The sequence below is a fragment of the Bacillus sp. OV166 genome (assembly GCF_900177675.1).
Classification (GTDB): domain Bacteria; phylum Bacillota; class Bacilli; order Bacillales; family Cytobacillaceae; genus Neobacillus.
In genome coordinates this window covers 4,350,736-4,369,092 of sequence record NZ_FXWM01000001.1, presented here as the reverse complement: position 1 = coordinate 4,369,092, position 18,357 = coordinate 4,350,736, and the positions used below count along the sequence as shown (strand labels likewise).

The following is an 18,357-nucleotide window of genomic DNA, read 5'->3' as shown; positions in this document are numbered from 1 at the left end:
AGGTGGACCATGCTTCTTGTACAAAGAAAAACTAATATAGAAGGTTTTTATACAACTGAGATTATAGATTTTGATTCCAACTGGATAGAAAAAGCCAAAAAAGAGTTTATATACTTCAAGGAAAAAGGGGTTATTTTAAATAACTCCTTTGATGACTTGACGTGGAAACTAACAAATGAAGTAGAAAACCTATCATTAAAATTTGATTTTTCTGAAGTCTTATTCCAAAAGCAGATAAGCAAAAACAAAAGAGAAATGATGGATTTTGAGGAATTTGTTTATTGCATAAAAGCTTATTTTGTTTTTAAACTAAATAGTCAAAATATAGGTACCATACAACATACACTTAATATTTTAAGAGATGTAATGGAAAAAACCGAATATTTTAATCCGAAAAAAGTGAATAAAATTTCCGAGTCTCTTAATTCAAAAACCCATAGTTCTACATCATTTGTATCTATTTTAGAATTAATAGATTTTCTTCCTATTAATGATATTGATGATTTTAAAGATGAATGGGATTATCAATATGAACATAATTTGGAAGTAAACCTTTCAAAGAGAAAACAAAATAAGTTACAGCGAAGATCATTGGCAGAATTTCAATCATATTTCTATTTCGATAGATTAATCAAGGATTTTTGGAAACATCATGTATCAGATGAAGAAAAGTTATATTATTACCCTTTATATTTGTGGTGGATAATAACAAACATCTTACCACTAAGACCAAGGGAGTTTTGTTTAATACCTTACGACTGTCTAAAACCAGGTAAAAATGGCGAGTTCATTCTAACTATTAGAAGAAGTAATTTAAAGGGTCAGAAACGTGAGAAAAAAATAACGACCCATACAATCGATGGAGATTATAGTTTATATCATTATCATGTTTCGTTCGAAGTTGCATCCATAATAAAGGATTATCAAAATTTAGTGAAAAGGTATGGGGAATCTAAATTTTTGATTTCTTATGAGGCGTATCTTTCTATTTTACCTGCATGGAATCAGGGAGCAGCTAAAGCAAAACGTGGAAAGACACCAATATTTACTAGAGGTTCGTTAACACATATTTTAAACAATTTTTATGTTAATGTGTTACAGAAAAAATATGGGTTACAGATTGTATATAAAAACCTTAGTTTTTTATCAAAAGATAAGATTAAGATAGAGGATTTAGAAACCTATTTAAAAAAGTCTGAAATAATGAAAATTAACCTTGGTGACACACGTCATATGGCGATTATTAACATGACAATGAGCGATGTTAATCCAATACTTATTCGGGATTTTGCAGGACACGAGGATATAAATACAACATTCCATTACTTCGGTCATATGGACCAGCTTGTTAAGTGCATTTCTTACTATAAATATCAAGAACTTAGAAGTATTAACGTGGATGAGGCGCAGCTCTGGTTTGAAAAACCCAACGAAGATGAAAAAATTAGAATAAAATTCAAAATGAAAACGAAAGGCAAATTTATAGAAGTTGACCGGGGCAAATGCTACTCTGATAAGTTTTTTGTAGGAGATATAACTCATTGCAAAGAAGCTAACAATGGCGATTGTGAAAGCTGTGACTTTTTTGAGGGTGATCCTACTAAATACCGAGAAAAACTTGAAGAAATGAAAGCAGAATTAGAAAATGGTCTTCAAGAGGATGGATTCTACTTTGGGAATATATTAAAAGGCTACAAAAAAACTTTAAATGAGGATGGCGAATTAATACGAACACATCTAAACATTCAACAAAAGGCACAAGCTTATTTAAAAATAGAAAAAAAGCTAATATTGGAGCAAGTAAATGGCTAGACATAGAAAATATTCTACAGAAACATTAATGCAATGCATTGAAACATACAAAATAAAATATAAAAATCAATTTACAACCCTTAGTGCAAGTAAAATAGCAAAATATATGACTGATGATTTAAAAATGCCTGCCTATTATCAGGATTTTACGAGAAATAAGGATATAAAGGCACATATCGATGAATACAATAAGGGTGCGTTAGAGAGAGCAAAGATACTAGTTCATAGGCATGCAGTTGACAGTGATATGCCATTTTATACGCCAATAGATGTTAAACAGTTTATGAAGAAAAATAACACCCCAAAGAAGCTAGAAGAAGCTCTTATTACTTTAGATTCGATACGTGAAAAGGATCATTCCTCATATCAAAAACTTGTTAGCAAGCTTGTTGAAGTGGCTGAGAAATACGCTATTTTAAATCAGGAAAATATTGATATGAAAAGAAAAATAGAGCAAATGAAGAATGACTTTGAAGAAAAATTGAAAACAGTTAAAAAGGAATTTATTAAAATAGCGAAAAAAAGTAAAGAACACCATACAAGGGCTAAGATTTATGAGCACTTTTTACGTGAACACCACTTTCAAACAATAGAAGAAATGGGGCTGTATTTAGAAAACATAATCGCTTCCGGGGTTGATCTAGATAACGCTGCAGCTTTAATGAATGTCGAGTCATATAAGAATAATAAGTACGATATGATGAATGTGTTAAAAGCATATAATTCTATTATATCCTCTGTTACACATGATGACGAAAATGAAATGGAGTCAAATTTTGAAGGTGAAAATGATACTCCCCTTTATAAAGATGATAGCGAGGAAGGAATATGGGCTGACATCCTTCAAGCTATAAATAGTAGTAAACATGAATCTGAAACTAGTAAGGACAACGAACTTCTAGAAGTTCAGGACGGTAAGACTAAGGGGAAAAAGTTGAGAGAGAGAATGCGTAGTATGTCTTCCAAAATACCGGAAGACTGAAAAATTATCGAGTATTGCTTATAAAAAACATACGATTTCTGAGTTAACAAGGAGTTAAATTTTGATTAACAACAAATCCAAGAACAAGTATTCCAGGCTATCAAAAAAGATAGCTTTTTTTATTGGCTAAATTGCACTAGATGAAATTTTGGTTTAATTAGCACAAATGGAAATGTTTTTAAGAGAAAAATCTTTAGAACATCAAATCAGGTGTGTAACAAAGAAAATTGTAATAATAAATCACTTGATAGTGTAATTTTTTATTAGGAACAACCATATTAAACTCTCTTCAAAATATAGGGAATTGCCAAAGGATCCACAAGGGAAATTTTTTCCTCCTTAGACGGGATATTTGATAAATACAAATCAACTTTTCATGATATTGCTAAAGATTATTGCTAAATAGATATTTTACAAAGGGCTGCATTCCTGCGGTAGCACCGGTAATTGGATTGGGTCACAAGTTGGTCTGAACACATCTCTTTATCATTTTACATCAATCGATTTTCCGTTTTAGGAATAAATTATTGTTGTTTTCAAGTATAAAGAAACGGTGCCAACCGAATTTATCATGTGTTAAATCAATCGCTTTTTGGTGTCTTTTGGGTACATAATAATATATCACCGTTATGGATCAAAAATTTCTGTTTGCTCCATGCCTAATATTATTAATTCTGAAAATATCCTTGAATGGCTGTGGTACAAATTCCATTTATTTTGATTAGTTCCTGGACTAAAGGGCTTTCCTTTTCATTATTGTAGGGTTTACAGTGCTCATTAGATTTTTAATTGAGAAAAGATAGTGGATTACGTTATTTTGTTGAATTAAATATCCGGCTCTTGGATCTTTCCGTTACTTCCTATGTACCTTATTTTCATTACACTTAAACTAACGGTGCAAGAGTTAAAGATAGGGATGGCTGGTAAAATGAACGAAGAAAAAAGCACCCCTTTTACAAAGGATGCATTCATTAATTTTCGTTCGTTTTCAACCTTCTGCTTTTAAAATCAATAGCCCGCCAGTCTTCGGAAACTTTATTACTAAAAGTAATGGTCACTAAATCATATGGAGGATTATGAGCTCCCTCAAATGTTGTTACCTGCACAGTGACATTAAATAGGTAGCTGCCTTCTCTTAACTTTTTGATTTTGAGAATCTTTTGGTTATAAAACTGTTTAGGTTCGCCGTAATGTTTCTCGATTTCTTTATAAATAAAGGGAAATAGCAAATTGATGATCACGTCATCACGCAACTGTACATCGTTTTTTGTTATGGTTTCAGCTTTGACGGGTAAATAAGAGAAAAAAGTGAAGCAGGCAATCAATATTAAAAGGCTTTTTTTCATAAAAATCCTCCATTCCAAGTTTCTCTTAGAATGAACAATTAAAGAAATTCTTATTAAGCTACCATGAAAATTAACTTCTGTGATTCGGAAAATGGCAATACTTAAATAGACGCAGCTCATTCATTTTTTAAAAAAAGAGGAGCGCCTGATCGAGGTGTTTATGGACTGGTGTGACCGTCTAGTTAAATGACACAGTTTTTGCTCATTTATGTGATACACTTAAATGGAAATTAGATTAAAACCAATATCCTTTGACATGGAGCCACTACAAACTTGATTCTCTTATAAAACGAAGTCAAACTGTTTTTGGCAAATAAAAAAGTCAGTATGTTTTATGTATATAAAAAGAGCCTAAATATACAAGTAGTGTATAAAAACTTGTATATTTAGGCTCTTTTTAATTATTCCTTGTTTCAGTAAAGCACCCGATAGTTTAAGTACAATTCTTCACAAACTATAGTAAATAATCACATTAACTAGTTCTGTCAATGGTTTGAAGCGTTAATTCCTTAGTGCGAAATATAACCAAGACTCCTTCACGATTCAGGATTAGTTTTATAAAAGGTTTAATCGTTTCCGAATCCAGTGAACTACAACAAGTAAAACGGGAATCGCAACAAAGAATATAGGCAAAAGGAACTTTATAACCCATTCCCCTTCTTTTAAGTGCTCTGAAATATTACTTGCCTCTATTATGGAGCTTAAAAGAGCTATGAATGCAATCGGAACTGCTAACTTTTGTTTATTTTCAACATTAAATATGTCCGATATAATATTAATCGCAGCTAAACAATAAATAGATATTTTAAAAAATACGCCAATAATCAGTGCAATAATCGCGAAAATATCTAGACGTTCTAATAATTCTCCTATGTGGGCTTTTTGTATCATTCTTAATAGAGGGAATGGAGAAGTGCTATAACCAGTTTCTCCAAGAACGGATATTTCAAGAGCGTGAGTAAAGCTTAATATTAAGGTACTGAGCGTTAATGCTGCAACTCCAACTTTTCTTCCGGATTGAGTTTGATTTAAATTAGGAAAAATGGTTGAGAAACAAAAAATTTCACCGAACGGAAACATTAATATATTGGGATAAGCTGACTCTAAGACAGGTTTCCATCCATTTTCAAGAATTGGTTGGAAATTGCCGATGTTAGCTATACCGGATAATAACACTGAAATACTCCCCAATAAACCAAAACAAATTAAAACGACAAAGTAAAGCTCTGCTGTTCTAGCCAAAACTTCTACACCTTTGTATAGTGCATATATTATTACTATAATCAACATCGTTTCAATAACAAACAGTGGAGTCTGGCTATATACGCTAGACACTAGTAATGCCCCAGTTTCCCTTAAATCTCTAGAAGAGAGATAAATGAAAAGCGTTGCATATACAAGGCTTACTATCCAGCCTAAATTTCTTCCAAGGATCTTTCGAGCATACCCACTTAAAAGAAGATTTGGATACTCACGAAATAGGTAATCGTACAGTATAAATAAAACGATTCCCCCAACAGAGGCAATTATTACTGAAAGCCAGACATCTTTATCAGATGCAAATCCGATTGGAAGTACAAGTGCAGTACCCATTTCAAACAAAAAAATCAAAACGAATAATTGACCGGAACTAATTTTTTCTTTTTCCATTTCTCACTAATCCATCCTAAAACTCAATAATTTATGTTCATTTTTACTGTTAGTTCCAATCTTTTATATTTCAGTTTTCTTCCACCAAAGGAAAAATATACAAATTTAGGCGAAATAAAAAAAGCCCTTTCTCAATCTTCGAGGTAGGACTTATGTAATTCCTTCACCAGTGCTTAATACGTGCACGGCATTCTAATAATAACAGCCGAAATTACGACCCCTTCCAAAACCCTTTAATACATAAAAAAATAAATGGTCAAGAGATAGTACCGCTTAATGTTAATAAATTATGGGGGGAATAAATCATCCAAAATATTGAAAATTGTGTTATTGCCTAATATATTTAATTAAGATTTGCATATGATGTTACATAACAAAATCTTGTCCATTTTCCTTTACATCCTTTTTTAGGATGGTTTTGTATTAGGTTGAAATTGGTAAATCTCCAATACATAAGCGAATAAATATTCCGCATACTACTTTAGTAATTCAATTTCATTCCGAAAAGAGGTATTTAAATGACAGTTGGAAAGGATGTTCAAACCGCTTTAGCAAGTTTAAAAGGTGCACAAGCAAGCTTTGAAACTTTTGCTTTAGCAACCGATAACCAGAATGCAAAACAGCTTTATCAACAAGCCGCACAACAAACAAAATCCGTGCTTGACAGCCTTGAACCTCGTCTCCAAGAAATTCAAGGGGAAGAACCTCAGTACAATCAGCAATAAAGTGTAAGCGTCTTTATCAAATATGATAAGATATCCCAGATACTATTTCTGGCGGTCGGAATATGATGTTATATAAAAAATTCTTGTCCATTTTCCAAAACCATCCTTTCTAGGATGGTTTTGTTTTTTAGAACACCATTTATTCTATGGTCATAAGTTTTTATCTAATATACATCAGAAAAAATCAATTTTATTGCACAATATAGGTCAAATGCGACATTAATGAGTCACTTTGCTTGTTCAACTAAACTGCCACGTTAGTGCAGCGAGCATAACTTCACAAATATGTATAAATATTAGCTTGTATACATTTTTTTCTTGAGTATCGATTCATAAATATACTGCCAAAACATACATTAAATAATTTCCTGAAACAGCAAAACAATGGTCTGCCTGATTAACCAAGGCAATCATGTATGCCTCTCCATGTAAAAATGTACGTTTCAAATTGGCAAAAAGTGTCCCAATTAATCAAGCAAAAACTGTGTCATCTCTTTCAAGCGGTCACAACTGGAATAATTGATTAGGATGCTTCGGTAATTGTCACAGTATAACCTAAGTTTTCAAGTCTTCGAACCGAATGGCGTACAATAGATACTTGTCTCTGTTTATCAAAATAATCTTCGCCTAAGTCAACATACATTTCTTTTCGTGTTAGAAGGTAATATGCGATTCGCAACATCGCATGGGCGACTACAATGGCTGCCTTTTTCTTTCCTTTTCGACCAGCTGTACGTCTATAAAGTGCACCGAGATAGTTTTTTGATCCTCTTACTGATTGAGCTGCTTCTGTTAATGCAGATCTTAAATATTTATTTCCCTTTTTAGATCTGCTTGATTTTCTTTTACCTGCGCTTTCATTATGCCCAGGAACCAAGGCTGCCCATGAACAAAGGTGAGCTGCGGTGGGGAATTGGTTTCCAACATCCGTTCCAATTTCAGCTAAGATTTGTTCAGCCATTCTTGTTGCGATACCAGGAATGGAATCGAGTCGTTCAATATCTTCCTGATAAGAACTTACTCTTTGTGCTATCTCTTGATCCAACATTTCAATTTGCTCACTTAGAAAATCAATGTGAGTTAAAATGGTCTTCAACATCAAACGTTGGTGAGGGTTTACATATCCCTGGAGGGCTAATTCTAGTTCTTCTTTTTTTCGCTTCATTGTACGACGAGTGAAATTTGCAAGTTTTTCAGGATCGTCTTCACCATTGGCGATCGCTCGAAGCATATCCTTTGATGAAACACCCATGATATCAGACACAACAGAACCAAGTTTGATATTGGCACCTTCTAAAACCTTTTGAATTCTATTATGTTGTCTGGCTCTTTCTTCTATAATACTTCGGCGATAGCGAACAAGTTCCCGCAGTTCTCGTTGATTCCGATCAGGAATGAAGCTTGCTTTCAGAAGTCCATGACGAAGAAGTTGGGCTATCCATTCGGCATCTTTAACATCAGTTTTACGTCCCGGAAGTGCCTTCATGTGTTGAGCATTCACAACTAAAAACTCGATTCCTTCGGACTCTAATAAGTTAACAATAGGTTTCCAATAAACACTTGTGCTTTCCATAGCTACGTGAGTACAACTATTCTCCTTAATCCAGTCCAATAACTTTAATAGAAAAACCGTTTTAGTAGAAAATGTTTGAACCTCCTTTCCTTGCGAAGTCATAATACAAGCAGTGATGTTGTCCTTATGGACATCCAATCCACACGCTCTTTCAATGATTACATCCATTGAAATCTTCCTTTCGAGGCTTATAAATTGGAGGCTGGTGCAACAATCAGAATTAGGATTAATCTACCATGAGTGCTTCCCGTAAGGGAGCGACAGTTTGTGGTGCACCGTGGTCGTTGGAGTCAGACTAACGGATGGGCTCTAAGGCACCATAGTTCATCGACCTTCCTCTCCCAGCCTTAGAACAAGTATGGACGGATTCAATACATTTTCATTCTTTGTGGTGAAGAGCTGGTTTTTAGCGATTCATGGATGGCTAACGGGTCTTTTTGACGAAGAACTGGCTGCCATTTTCGGCGGCTTTTCTTATTGAAGTAACTGGCAGATTAACTTCAAAATGGAATTGTTGCTGACAGGGTAATATTTCCTATGTCCATATATAGAACCATTCGATTAATATAATAATGACGATATTATTTGGAGTGGAGGGAAATGCCTTTAAATGATCAACTTCAAAATACCTAAAGGATACTTATTAAGGTTTTTGTATTTTTGTTTGCTCTATTTTCTATATATATTAGTGGGTGAGATTTGGTTCACAACGTTATACGCCCACGATAATTGGATAAACCTAAGCGGAATTATTATGATTGCTATTCTATTGGTTCCCCTTTATACATTTATAAACACAAGATTATCCCTTGGGAAAATGAGATATATATTTTATATTCCCCTCCTCCCATCCTTTATTGGAGTGTTGTTGTTTCAGCCAATTGAATATAGTCTTTTTCCAAATCTATTTACACAAGACGACTTAGGTGCAGGGATTCTTATGTTTATGATTGCTCTCCCACATTGGGCTGCTATGGTCCTCTCTTTTTGGTTATCGGATAAATTAAAAAAGCATGTCTAAAAGGTTGAATATCTTGTGCGATACTTCAAGAAGAAGGTCGCTTTTTTTTCTTTTGCATAAGAAAGATTGTGAAATGTTGTACTTAAACTAACGGAGCAGGTTTGTTTAAGAAGGAATATAAATGAAATTGGTAGAATAAGTAATTGGATATAAATCTTAACATCTAAATATTAATAAGCGGAGAATGTCTATGGGAACTAAAGAAGTAAAAAGTTTAAACTAAAAGGGGGTTAAAAAATATGAAACAATTGGGAACGCTATACTTTTTCTGTGGAAAAATGGGTGCAGGGAAATCAACTAAATCAAAACAATTGGCGATAGATAAAAATGCGGTACTGTTGTCTAAGGATGAATGGCTTTCATCTCTTTACCCCAATCAGTTCGCATCATTTGATGATTATATAAAATTCTCAGCACAGCTCAAACCGTTGGTGAAAAAGCATGTCCAAAACATATTGAGTGTCGGTACAGATGTTGTAATGGATTTTCCAGCTAACACTAAAAAACTACGAAAGTGGTTTTTGGATATGGCATCAGAGGTCAATGCAAGCCATCAACTAATTTTCCTTAATCTAAATAACGACCAATGCTTACGTCAAATTGCACAAAGGCGTAACGAACAACCTGAAAGAGAGGCTTTTGACACGGAAGCGGTGTTTATTCATGTAACTAGTTTTTTTGAAGCACCAGAAGAATCCGAGGGTTTAAATATTTTAGAGTTTAGCGGAAAAGAATAACAAGAAGTTCAATGAATCGTATGTATAGAGTACCTTTTGTTCTGGGAGGTGCTCTATATGATATAAAATGAAATGTGAGTAAGAAAAGTTTCAATGTATATATGTTAAAATCGGTGTAACTTTGTGAAGTGGTGCACTTAAGCTAACGGGTGCTTATGTTTAACAAGTGTTGGTTATGATTTTTAGGAGGAACAAAAATGAATGACATAAAAGCTAGCCATTATATAAACGTTAGACATATTGCTGGTGCACAGGATGATTATAGAATTAGCGTCGATTTTGACGGAAATATTGTTTTATTAACAGAACAGAAAGTACAAGGAAGGTACTTGCATAAGGTATTTCATGTTGTAAATGGAAAAATAAATAAAATAGAACTCCCTTCGGTATTGGAAGCATTTGATTTTGTTCAATCTCTTGAGGAGAATTGGTTATTGGTTAGTGCAAGAACCGACAAGGAAGAGGGGTATTTAAGGAACGGTACCTTATTTGATGTTCACGGAAATGTGTTAAAAACGTTCGAGTTTGATGATGCAATTCAAGATGTGCAAACGACAAAGGATTCTGATATATGGGTAAGTTATTTCGATGAAAACATGGATTCAGGTTTAAGATGTTATGATAATGAAGGAGTCCAAACATTTGATTACGTCGATTTTGTCATTCAAACAGGGAGAAAAGTTCCATTCATAAGCGATTGTTATGCTTTAAATGTCACTTCTAAAGACACAAATATCTATTATTATTCTGACTTTCCACTTGTTACATTAAATAAGACGGATTATAAGATTATTCGTAATGTTCCTATCAAAGGAAGTCATACATTTGCTATCTTAAATGATCTAGTTATGTTTAGTCATGGTTATGACCATAGGGCAGTGGTATACTTGTATTCTTTAAAGGACAGGAGAAGAAAGAAATTTCAAACGGTAAATCAGATTGGAGAAGAACTGATATATGATTATGCTGTTGGCAGAGGGAGCAAATTGTTCTTAGTTAAGGATGATGATGTTTACTTAATAGATATGGAAGATGAAAAGTTTGTGAAAGAATATACTTAAAGTAACTGGTTGCTTATGTTTATAAAAGGGGCACTACCGGCGACCTTTTTTCTTGCTCCGGTGCTGACAGGTTATTGAATAAAAAACTAGTTTTGACAAAACCTTTGTTAAAACTGGTTTTTTATTTGTTTTTAGGATGGATGGTGGTTTTTCTTGTTTAGCATTAAAAGGGCTGCATTTAAATTAATTGCATTATTAATAGTATTAACTCTTATGAGTAGTGAAATAAAAGAAGTTAAGTCATCAATGATAAGCATAGAAAAGGGGGAATTATCTCTTAAAAAAGCCATAAACCTCGGTCTAGGTCGAGCAAAAGAATGGAATAATAACGCATCTTTATTAAGAGTAAGAAGTGTTGACGAGACGATGGGCGGATCAAGAGGAGAGACTGGGAAACGTTTTAATTGGTTCTTGAATTTTATTGTTCCTGGTACAGATGAATATTTACTTCTTGGTATTTCAAAAGGAAAAATTACAGTATTCGAACAGTTAAAACAATCGGGTCAGGATCAAACGATAGCCTACAATGATATTAAGTTTGATAGTGCTTCTTAGTAAAAATAGCAAAGGATAAATATGGACTTAAACCGGGAAAAGACTGGGCAACAGGATATCATTTTACACTTAATATTATTGAAGATAAACCAACTATAACCGTAGTAGGCATTGACAAAGATAAACTCTTTACAAGAATTTCTTTCGATGCAAAAAACGGTGAAATTATTGGTGCGATTCACAAAGTGCCATATGGCGGTGGATTGATATCCTTACATCAAGGATCAAATACAACTAAGATAACAAAAAAAGGTATGGCTATTATGGGAATCACAGAAGGGAAAGAATATTTGGTTACTTGGGGTGATAGAAAACCAACCCAGTTTAATACAACCAATCATCCTTTTCTTGGAGTCAGTTCAAATAATGGAAAAAGATGGACTGACTTAGATATAAACAAGTATGTAAAATATGCGTGGTTTAACACTAAAGATGAATTATATGTTTCAACAGCATATGAAATATGGTCAAATGTAACGCATAAAAGTAAAGGGAATAAAATATTGACTTTAAAAAAAGAAATTGAAAACATAGATTATTCTTTGAATAATAACATTGCAGTTTTATCTGACGGAATAGTTTACTCAACTATAAATCAAGGGGATAGTTGGGAAAAACACCCGGTTCCTGAATCCCTACACACAGTTCAGATCTCTGATAAGGGAGAGTTATTTGTCTTTACTCAAGATAGGAAGATTTTTCGGAAAAACAGAGATAAATGGAAAGCGATATCTATACCTTCAAATGCAGGTGTTCCTTGGGATATGAAAATCCTTAAGAATAAGATCGTTATTTCCACCGAAAGTGGATTGTGGATACGTGACGTTAGTGGAGGTAAATGGGGAAAGCGACAAGTCGATGAACCGATAGCGAGATTAATTAAAAAGGGACATAATTTATTTGGTATTACAGATAGAAGTGCGGCTATTTACGAATTAGACTTTGAAAATGAAACCAACGATAAGATAAAGAAAGTGTATCAGGCTAAAGATATTATTATTGTTTGGGATATAGATGTATTCCAAAATATTTTATTAATTGCAACCATACCAGATTATAGTTGGGAAGAGATGGACACTAATATTTCAAGAAAGTAATCCATTAACAAGAATGGTAAAGCTTTTTACTAACCGGTGCAGGAGCTTAATAGAGAGCTGCCATTCTTGGTGGCTTTTTTATTATTCAACTAACGTGGCAGGATATGTAGAAGAAGATGTTCGAATATAATAAGGAAAAGTCTAATTAAGCAGTATTTTTCATAAGGGGTTTATATGAAAATGGATAAATTAAAAAATGGTGAAATAATACCTGGGAAAAATATCGGGACGTTTCATTTGGGATGGACTTTCAAACAATTGAAGACAGCCTTGAATGATAAATTTGAGATTGAAAAAAGGAGTCGTTGTTTTGTAGTGAAAACCGATTGTATTTGGTTTTGGCTTGATGATAAGCAAGAAGTATTTCAAATTAGAGTACAGGAACCATTTGAGGGTAAATTCCTTGGTGAGATTGGGATTGGAAGTACCCTATTAGATGTTGAGAATAAGGCTGGAGAATGGCAGGAAGAATTAGATGTGTATATTCTTCCTAATCACATAGGAATATGCTTCGAACTACGAGATATAGATGATTTTGATGATGAATGGGACGAACTTACTGCCCCCATAAATGCTATTAGTGTTTATTAAATAACTAGCTACTTATACTATGGGCAAGAGTTAAAGATTGGGTTGGCTGCGGCAATCCTTTTTTAAAGCACTAACGGGCAGAATAGTTGAACAACCATTGAAACTCTACTTATTTGGTGAACGTTTTATTAATATAAAAACTTTAAAAGGGATTGAGACAAATGAATGCTTTGTATTTTAATAAAGAAAACTACACTGGGAATCATCTCCATGTAGATAATTGGAAGAATGAGTTTACGCCTGTTATAGAGGCTATTGCTTGGGAAAGACAAGATGGTTCAATGGATTTATTCTTTAATGATTCTGATAATGGAAAATTACAAGACTTATATGCTGGTAAGGAATTTTATTACGATGATGAAATTGGTTTATTTTTAGGTAATGTGAAAAGCAATGAGGAAGCCAATGAAACTTTTCGTAAGTGGGTCGATACAGTATTGAATCCATACCGAAACAAAACAATGTAAAATAATAACCTTCCTCAACTAACGGGTGCAATAGTTAAAGATTGGGATGGCTGCGTGCTATCACTTTTTCTTATTGCACTAACGAAGCAGGATAGTTGAAGAAGATGTTTTCTCTTATTATGGAATTAACCCACCAATGATAAAGAAGGTCTTACAAATGAATGCTTATAATTTAATTCCCCTAATTCCTTTTTTACTTGGATTATTTGGAATAATTCCTCAGTTTTATCGAGAATAATGATAATAAAATCTTCAACAAAAAACAGGGAGGTAATTAAAAAGGCTAATATAATTTTACTAGGAGTTGGATAGATGAGCCGTTTTATTCCGAAATACGGAACAATTGTTTGTCGGTTAACAAAAGAAGAAAATAAGCGTTTTTTTCCACTATATCAATCTTTCTCTGCAGAGATTAACGGGTTTAGAAAATTACAAAAAATGTTGGTGAATCCAAGTCAGGAGTTAGTTCAACACATCGAAGTGTTAGCTGGAAAATTAGAAAAAAAGAGGTATGCGGTATGGGAACCGTTATACAATCAATATGGTTTACAGTGGAGGTCAGATACATATATATTGCCTAATCATGATGGGATTCTCTATAATGCAAAAAGTTTCGTACCTGAAAGCTTTGAAAATTCTTATTACAAAGGGGAAGAATCTATGAAAAACGTAAATGAAAATAAACCTATTGACGGCACATTAGTGGGAAAATTAACTGAGGAAGAAATCAAACATTTAATGGAAGTGGATGCACTTGATGCTGCACTTCAACATATCAGTATTTCGGTCTCTACTGTTCAGGAATTTGATAAATTCCTGCTTAAATTTCAGGAACTTGAGAAACAAAGAAGAAGTGTGATTATCTCTATATATAAACGATTGAAGATACCGCAAGCTTGGGAGCTTACATTTGATTATTCATTAGGGAATATTTATGTCGTCAATTATGAAGAGCCTTAGGATAATGTAAATTGATATGGTATTGGGATGAGTAAACTTAAAAATATTTTTTACTCAACTTAAAACGAAATAGTAATACCTTTCTATTTAAAATAAAATCAGGAAAGCTGACGCAACAACCAGAAAAAGGATTAATCTCCCATAAGTGCTACCCCTAAATGGGCGCGACAGTCGGTGGTACACCGTGGTCGTTGGAGTCAGACTAACGGATGGGCTCAAAGGCACCATAGTTCAAAGACCTTCTTCGCCAGCATAAAAACAGTATAGACTGCCTGAACCATTTTCATTCTCTGTGGTGAAGCGATGATTTTTTGCGCTTCATGGATGGCTAACGGGTGCTTGAGTGAAAGATGATTTCCAGCAAAGATCGCGTCGGCGGTCATTTTTCTTGTTGAGCTAACGGGGCAGTTTAGTTAAATAAGAACAACTGCTAAAATAGCCATAAAAGTGTCCCAAAAAGGGGTTGATAATATGGAGAATTTTCCGTTGCTTATTGATGTTTTACCTCACCTGGCAAACAGAATTAAAGATTATTTTTATCGGTAAATGCAGAATTGACTTGTCAAATCAAGTTGATAATCTTCGAATAAAAGGACTATGTGAATGTGGCGACCCCGATTGTGGTTCATTTTACCTTAATGAATATCTAGAAAACGAGGATAAACTTGAAGGGTTTGATTTTGAAGATATAGGAACAATCGAAGTTAATGAAGGTAAAATTGGCTTTGTTGAAATTTTCCCTAGTAATTTCGGTTACGAAATACGTTCAACACTAAAGAAAAACAATATATCTTATTGAAGTAACGGAGCAGGTTAGTTAAATATACCACGATAAATAATCTCAACATTAATGTGGAAGAATACTTATTAAAAGAATAAAAAGGGTTGTGGAACATTGAATAAAAGAATTAACTTTATTTGTTTAATACTCTGTATTGCTTATTTTGTACCAACTAATGACATAGCCTTTGCAAATCCAAACGATTCTCCTCCTTCTATTGAAGAAATGTTCACTCAAGTTGGATATAAATCTGCTGAAGAAGCCGTTAAGGAATTTGAAAATCACTTTAAGAAAGATGTAAAATTGCCAAAAATCAAGCCTTCTATTCCTTTCACCCATCAATTCGGAAGATTTTATGAAGATAAAGAATATGACACAAATGATTTCCTATCAATACATTTTGTGAATGAAAAGTCACGAGAAAATAATTATAAAGTTGATATTCGACCCTTAAAAAATAAAATAAATTTTAAGGATAGAGGCAATCAAAAAGTCTATACACTTGAAAATGGTCAAAAAGCCATTTATATAGGCGATCAAGTTATGAATTTTCTTGTTTTTGAAAAAGATAATTGGCAATATATGCTCGGAGTTGATAAAAAGGTATCAAACAAAGTTACACCAGAAGTATTAGTTGATATTGCTAATTCAATTGAATAACGAATGCAAGTTTAGACCATTAGGTTTCTTGCTAAACTAACTGTGGCATTACTTCAGCAATGAGGTAATGTCATTTTCTTATTAAACTAACGACTTGTGAGTTTGTGAAGAATTCTACTTAAACAAACGTGGCAGTTTAGTTTAAGTGAAAATATTCACAAACCTTATTATTTAATTAAATAATAAGAAGAATGCACTTCACAGGTAACCCTTTGGTGGCTTCTTCGATGAATTGAATATAGTAAATAAATCTTAATATGTTTACGAGTTTTTTCTATACATCAGATAAAGAGTCTGAAAATTTCTCCTGAGTTTCTTTTAAAAACATTTCAGCGGCGGCGGAAAAAACCTGATGCTTTTTCCACACAATATTTAAGCCAGATTCAAGTCTTGGCTCTAGCGGTCTAAAACAAAGGTTACTATCACTAGACGTATTCACTATTTTATCAAGGACTACTGCATAACCAATGCCCTCATCAACCATAATGCCAGCATTATATGCCAGATTGTAGGTAGTCACGACGTTTAATTTATCAAAATCTTCACCAAACCAATCCGCAAATTCATTTTTAGAAAATGTCTGTTTCATAGCTTGTCGTGAACAGATTACCGGAACATTTAATAAATCCACTGCTTGAATCGTATCTTTGAAAGCAAGAGGTCTGTCTTTCCTCATAACAACGCCCCAAACATCTTTGGCTGGGATATCGATATAATTGTATTTTGATAAATCAGCTGGTTGAATTAAAATACCAAAGTCAAGCAATCCCTTGTCAAGCCGTTCAGTCACATCTTCTTCGTTTCCGCTGTAGAGGTGATACCGTATATTTGGATAACGTAACTGTAAATCTTTTACTACTTGTGAAATCTGTCTCATGGCGTCTGTTTCCCCGCCACCTATGTAAACATCACCACTTATTGTTTCTTCCATGGAACTAAATTCTGTCTCTAATTTAGCTACCATATCAACGATTTCTTCTGCTCTCTTTCGCAACAGTATTCCTTCATCTGTGAGAATAATACTGTGACTACTGCGAGTAAATAGCTTTTTGCCTAACTCTTGTTCAAGGTCTTTTAATTGTCTTGATAAGGTTGGCTGTGTCACATGCAAAAAATCAGCAGCCCCTGTAATGCTTCCTTCTCTTGCGACAGTAAGAAAATAGCGCAAAACTCTTAATTCCATAAACACTCCTCCTTCATTATGTTTTATTATATCCGCTATAGAAATGCTCATCAAGCATAACTTGATATAAGATATAGGTATTTGTTATGTGCAAAAGGCACAGCTAGAATAAATAACAGAGGGTGAAAACAACAGTAATATGATGTTATCTTAGCTCATTATTAACGAATGTAATGAGTAGAGAAGAACCCAGTAAAATATTAAATTCCTTAAGGAGAACAGTTTTTAACTTGGAGTATTAATTGAAAGAAGCCCAGTCACAATGAATTTTAAAAGAAAATTATATGAAACTTGGAGGAGAAAAAAGGATGAAAAAATCAATAATTCAATCTGTTGCATTGCTGGTAGCCCTCACACTTACTGCTTGCAACAACAATGATACTGATATAGAGGTCATTTCTCAACAAGAAGAGAATTCCTCTGGGGCTAAGTCTGGGGAATACACTGAGATTGGGTCTGGGGCTAACCTTGTTAAATTACCTAAAGACCTTGAAAAGGGTGTCGTTTTTGCAACTTACGATCGAGGAGATATTCATGAAAACATCTATGTAAATAGTAGGGAAGCAATTGAAGCAGTGCAGAACGGAGAGGAGCTTCCGAGCGGCACCGTTATCACTCTCGAAGGATTTCGAGATGGAGAGATCGAGCATTATTTAGTGATGGAAAAGCGTACCGGCTGGGGTTCCCGGTACTCGCCCGATGAGCGTACTGGGGAATGGGAGTTCCAAGCATTTACTCCTGACAAAGAAGTGATGGAAGATGGTATTGGTGGACCAGCTATTGGACGATGCTATTCCTGCCACGCAAATCAGGAAAGGGATCAATATATGAATTCGTTAGAACAAATGAAAGAGTTTGATTTGGAAGAGATTTCACAATCAAAGAACAGTAATACAGAAACTTCAATCGCAGATATCACTACTGACCACTGGAAGGTAAGTGAGATATCTGCCCAAACGAATGTTTCTAAGGATGTAAATAAAGACGAAAGTAATGCAATAGATGGTAATGATAAAGCAAAAATCATTCAGGAAGTTCTTTTAAAGATGTATTTACAGCAATTTGAAAGCTAATGGATGTGTTGCCATTATAAGGTATTTGCATGTCTACTATGGAAACACAATTCAATAATAAATCAAATAGAAAGAGGAAAATA

18 protein-coding genes are annotated in these 18,357 nt (G+C 33.9%); 14 read left to right on the top strand and 4 right to left on the bottom strand.

Translation table 11 applies throughout. The features are described from left to right. Positions 1-9 precede the first annotated feature (9 nt). The gene (locus CCK98_RS21395) at positions 10-1,812 is read left to right on the top strand and encodes a hypothetical protein (protein ID WP_088088433.1); all 1,803 of its coding nucleotides are present in this window, start codon (positions 10-12) and stop codon (positions 1,810-1,812) included. After that, complete coding sequence (locus CCK98_RS21390) at positions 1,805-2,794, top strand: hypothetical protein (RefSeq protein WP_088088432.1); 990 nt, start codon at positions 1,805-1,807, stop codon at positions 2,792-2,794. Before CCK98_RS21395 ends, CCK98_RS21390 begins: the two co-directional genes overlap by 8 nt. 971 nt (positions 2,795-3,765) lie before the next feature. Here the strand turns inward: CCK98_RS21390 and CCK98_RS21385 are convergent. Together CCK98_RS21385 and CCK98_RS21380 are read right to left on the bottom strand one after the other, a co-directional pair. After that, the gene (locus CCK98_RS21385) at positions 3,766-4,140 is read right to left on the bottom strand and encodes a DUF3888 domain-containing protein (RefSeq protein WP_179195890.1); all 375 of its coding nucleotides are present in this window, start codon (positions 4,138-4,140) and stop codon (positions 3,766-3,768) included. A gap of 555 nt (positions 4,141-4,695) precedes the next feature. Next, a complete protein-coding gene (locus CCK98_RS21380) occupies positions 4,696-5,790 on the bottom strand; it encodes a GerAB/ArcD/ProY family transporter (protein WP_088088430.1) in 1,095 nt (364 codons plus the stop codon). Between the two features lie 518 nt (positions 5,791-6,308). On the opposite strand from CCK98_RS21380, the gene CCK98_RS21375 reads away from it, so the two are divergent. Further along, positions 6,309-6,515, top strand: a complete 207-nt coding sequence (locus CCK98_RS21375; RefSeq protein WP_088088429.1) for a DUF1657 domain-containing protein — start codon at positions 6,309-6,311, stop codon at positions 6,513-6,515. 523 nt (positions 6,516-7,038) lie between these two features. On the opposite strand, the gene CCK98_RS21370 is transcribed toward CCK98_RS21375, so the two are convergent. After that, complete coding sequence (locus tag CCK98_RS21370) at positions 7,039-8,256, bottom strand: IS110 family transposase (protein ID WP_088088428.1); 1,218 nt, start codon at positions 8,254-8,256, stop codon at positions 7,039-7,041. A 700-nt stretch (positions 8,257-8,956) separates the two neighbouring features. Here CCK98_RS21370 and CCK98_RS35560 point away from each other — a divergent pair. From CCK98_RS35560 to CCK98_RS21320, 10 genes are all read left to right on the top strand, one after another. Then, entirely contained in the window at positions 8,957-9,109 is a 153-nt protein-coding gene (locus tag CCK98_RS35560; protein ID WP_179195889.1) for a hypothetical protein, read from the top strand. 239 nt (positions 9,110-9,348) lie between these two features. Then, positions 9,349-9,846: an ATP-binding protein gene (locus tag CCK98_RS21360; RefSeq protein ID WP_088088426.1), complete on the top strand. Its 498-nt coding sequence runs from the start codon at positions 9,349-9,351 to the stop codon at positions 9,844-9,846. A gap of 197 nt (positions 9,847-10,043) precedes the next feature. Beyond that, on the top strand, positions 10,044-10,907 hold the full coding sequence (locus CCK98_RS21355) for a hypothetical protein (RefSeq protein ID WP_088088425.1): 864 nt from the start codon (positions 10,044-10,046) through the stop codon (positions 10,905-10,907). Positions 10,908-11,060: 153 nt separating this feature from the next. Then, positions 11,061-11,462 (top strand): hypothetical protein, encoded by a 402-nt coding sequence (locus CCK98_RS21350; protein WP_088088424.1) that lies wholly within the window; start codon positions 11,061-11,063, stop codon positions 11,460-11,462. Positions 11,463-11,647: 185 nt separating this feature from the next. After that, entirely contained in the window at positions 11,648-12,559 is a 912-nt protein-coding gene (locus CCK98_RS21345) for a hypothetical protein (protein WP_088088423.1), read from the top strand. Positions 12,560-12,739: 180 nt separating this feature from the next. Further along, positions 12,740-13,150, top strand: coding sequence for a hypothetical protein (locus tag CCK98_RS21340; RefSeq protein WP_142292193.1), 411 nt, complete (start codon positions 12,740-12,742; stop codon positions 13,148-13,150). Between the two features lie 161 nt (positions 13,151-13,311). Further along, positions 13,312-13,617: a hypothetical protein gene (locus CCK98_RS21335; protein WP_088088421.1), complete on the top strand. Its 306-nt coding sequence runs from the start codon at positions 13,312-13,314 to the stop codon at positions 13,615-13,617. A 312-nt stretch (positions 13,618-13,929) separates the two neighbouring features. Continuing rightward, positions 13,930-14,577, top strand: a complete 648-nt coding sequence (locus CCK98_RS21330; protein WP_088088420.1) for a hypothetical protein — start codon at positions 13,930-13,932, stop codon at positions 14,575-14,577. 559 nt (positions 14,578-15,136) lie between these two features. After that, positions 15,137-15,376 carry a hypothetical protein gene (locus CCK98_RS21325; RefSeq protein ID WP_142292192.1) on the top strand — a complete coding sequence of 80 codons (240 nt, stop codon included), beginning with the start codon at positions 15,137-15,139 and terminating at the stop codon, positions 15,374-15,376. Between the two features lie 96 nt (positions 15,377-15,472). Continuing rightward, entirely contained in the window at positions 15,473-16,018 is a 546-nt protein-coding gene (locus tag CCK98_RS21320; RefSeq protein WP_088088418.1) for a carbon monoxide dehydrogenase, read from the top strand. Positions 16,019-16,292: 274 nt separating this feature from the next. Here CCK98_RS21320 and CCK98_RS21315 read toward each other — a convergent pair whose 3' ends face one another. Then, positions 16,293-17,201, bottom strand: a complete 909-nt coding sequence (locus CCK98_RS21315) for a LysR family transcriptional regulator (protein ID WP_088088417.1) — start codon at positions 17,199-17,201, stop codon at positions 16,293-16,295. Positions 17,202-17,509: 308 nt separating this feature from the next. On the opposite strand from CCK98_RS21315, the gene CCK98_RS21310 reads away from it, so the two are divergent. Continuing rightward, positions 17,510-18,274, top strand: coding sequence for a cytochrome P460 family protein (locus CCK98_RS21310; protein ID WP_179195888.1), 765 nt, complete (start codon positions 17,510-17,512; stop codon positions 18,272-18,274). Positions 18,275-18,357 lie beyond the last annotated feature (83 nt).

What these genes read in the sequence shown, in the direction of transcription:
- CCK98_RS21395 (WP_088088433.1), top strand. Translation starts at nt 10, where the DNA reads ATGCTTCTTGTACAAAGAAAAACTAATATAGAAGGTTTTTATACAACT.
- CCK98_RS21355 (WP_088088425.1), top strand. Translation starts at nt 10,044, where the DNA reads ATGAATGACATAAAAGCTAGCCATTATATAAACGTTAGACATATTGCT.
- CCK98_RS21385 (WP_179195890.1), bottom strand. Translation starts at nt 4,140, where the DNA reads ATGAAAAAAAGCCTTTTAATATTGATTGCCTGCTTCACTTTTTTCTCT.
- CCK98_RS21390 (WP_088088432.1), top strand. Translation starts at nt 1,805, where the DNA reads ATGGCTAGACATAGAAAATATTCTACAGAAACATTAATGCAATGCATT.
- CCK98_RS21375 (WP_088088429.1), top strand. Translation starts at nt 6,309, where the DNA reads ATGACAGTTGGAAAGGATGTTCAAACCGCTTTAGCAAGTTTAAAAGGT.
- CCK98_RS21310 (WP_179195888.1), top strand. Translation starts at nt 17,510, where the DNA reads ATGAAAAAATCAATAATTCAATCTGTTGCATTGCTGGTAGCCCTCACA.
- CCK98_RS21335 (WP_088088421.1), top strand. Translation starts at nt 13,312, where the DNA reads ATGAATGCTTTGTATTTTAATAAAGAAAACTACACTGGGAATCATCTC.
- CCK98_RS21330 (WP_088088420.1), top strand. Translation starts at nt 13,930, where the DNA reads ATGAGCCGTTTTATTCCGAAATACGGAACAATTGTTTGTCGGTTAACA.
- CCK98_RS21380 (WP_088088430.1), bottom strand. Translation starts at nt 5,790, where the DNA reads ATGGAAAAAGAAAAAATTAGTTCCGGTCAATTATTCGTTTTGATTTTT.
- CCK98_RS21360 (WP_088088426.1), top strand. Translation starts at nt 9,349, where the DNA reads ATGAAACAATTGGGAACGCTATACTTTTTCTGTGGAAAAATGGGTGCA.
- CCK98_RS21315 (WP_088088417.1), bottom strand. Translation starts at nt 17,201, where the DNA reads ATGGAATTAAGAGTTTTGCGCTATTTTCTTACTGTCGCAAGAGAAGGA.
- CCK98_RS21370 (WP_088088428.1), bottom strand. Translation starts at nt 8,256, where the DNA reads ATGGATGTAATCATTGAAAGAGCGTGTGGATTGGATGTCCATAAGGAC.
- CCK98_RS21340 (WP_142292193.1), top strand. Translation starts at nt 12,740, where the DNA reads ATGGATAAATTAAAAAATGGTGAAATAATACCTGGGAAAAATATCGGG.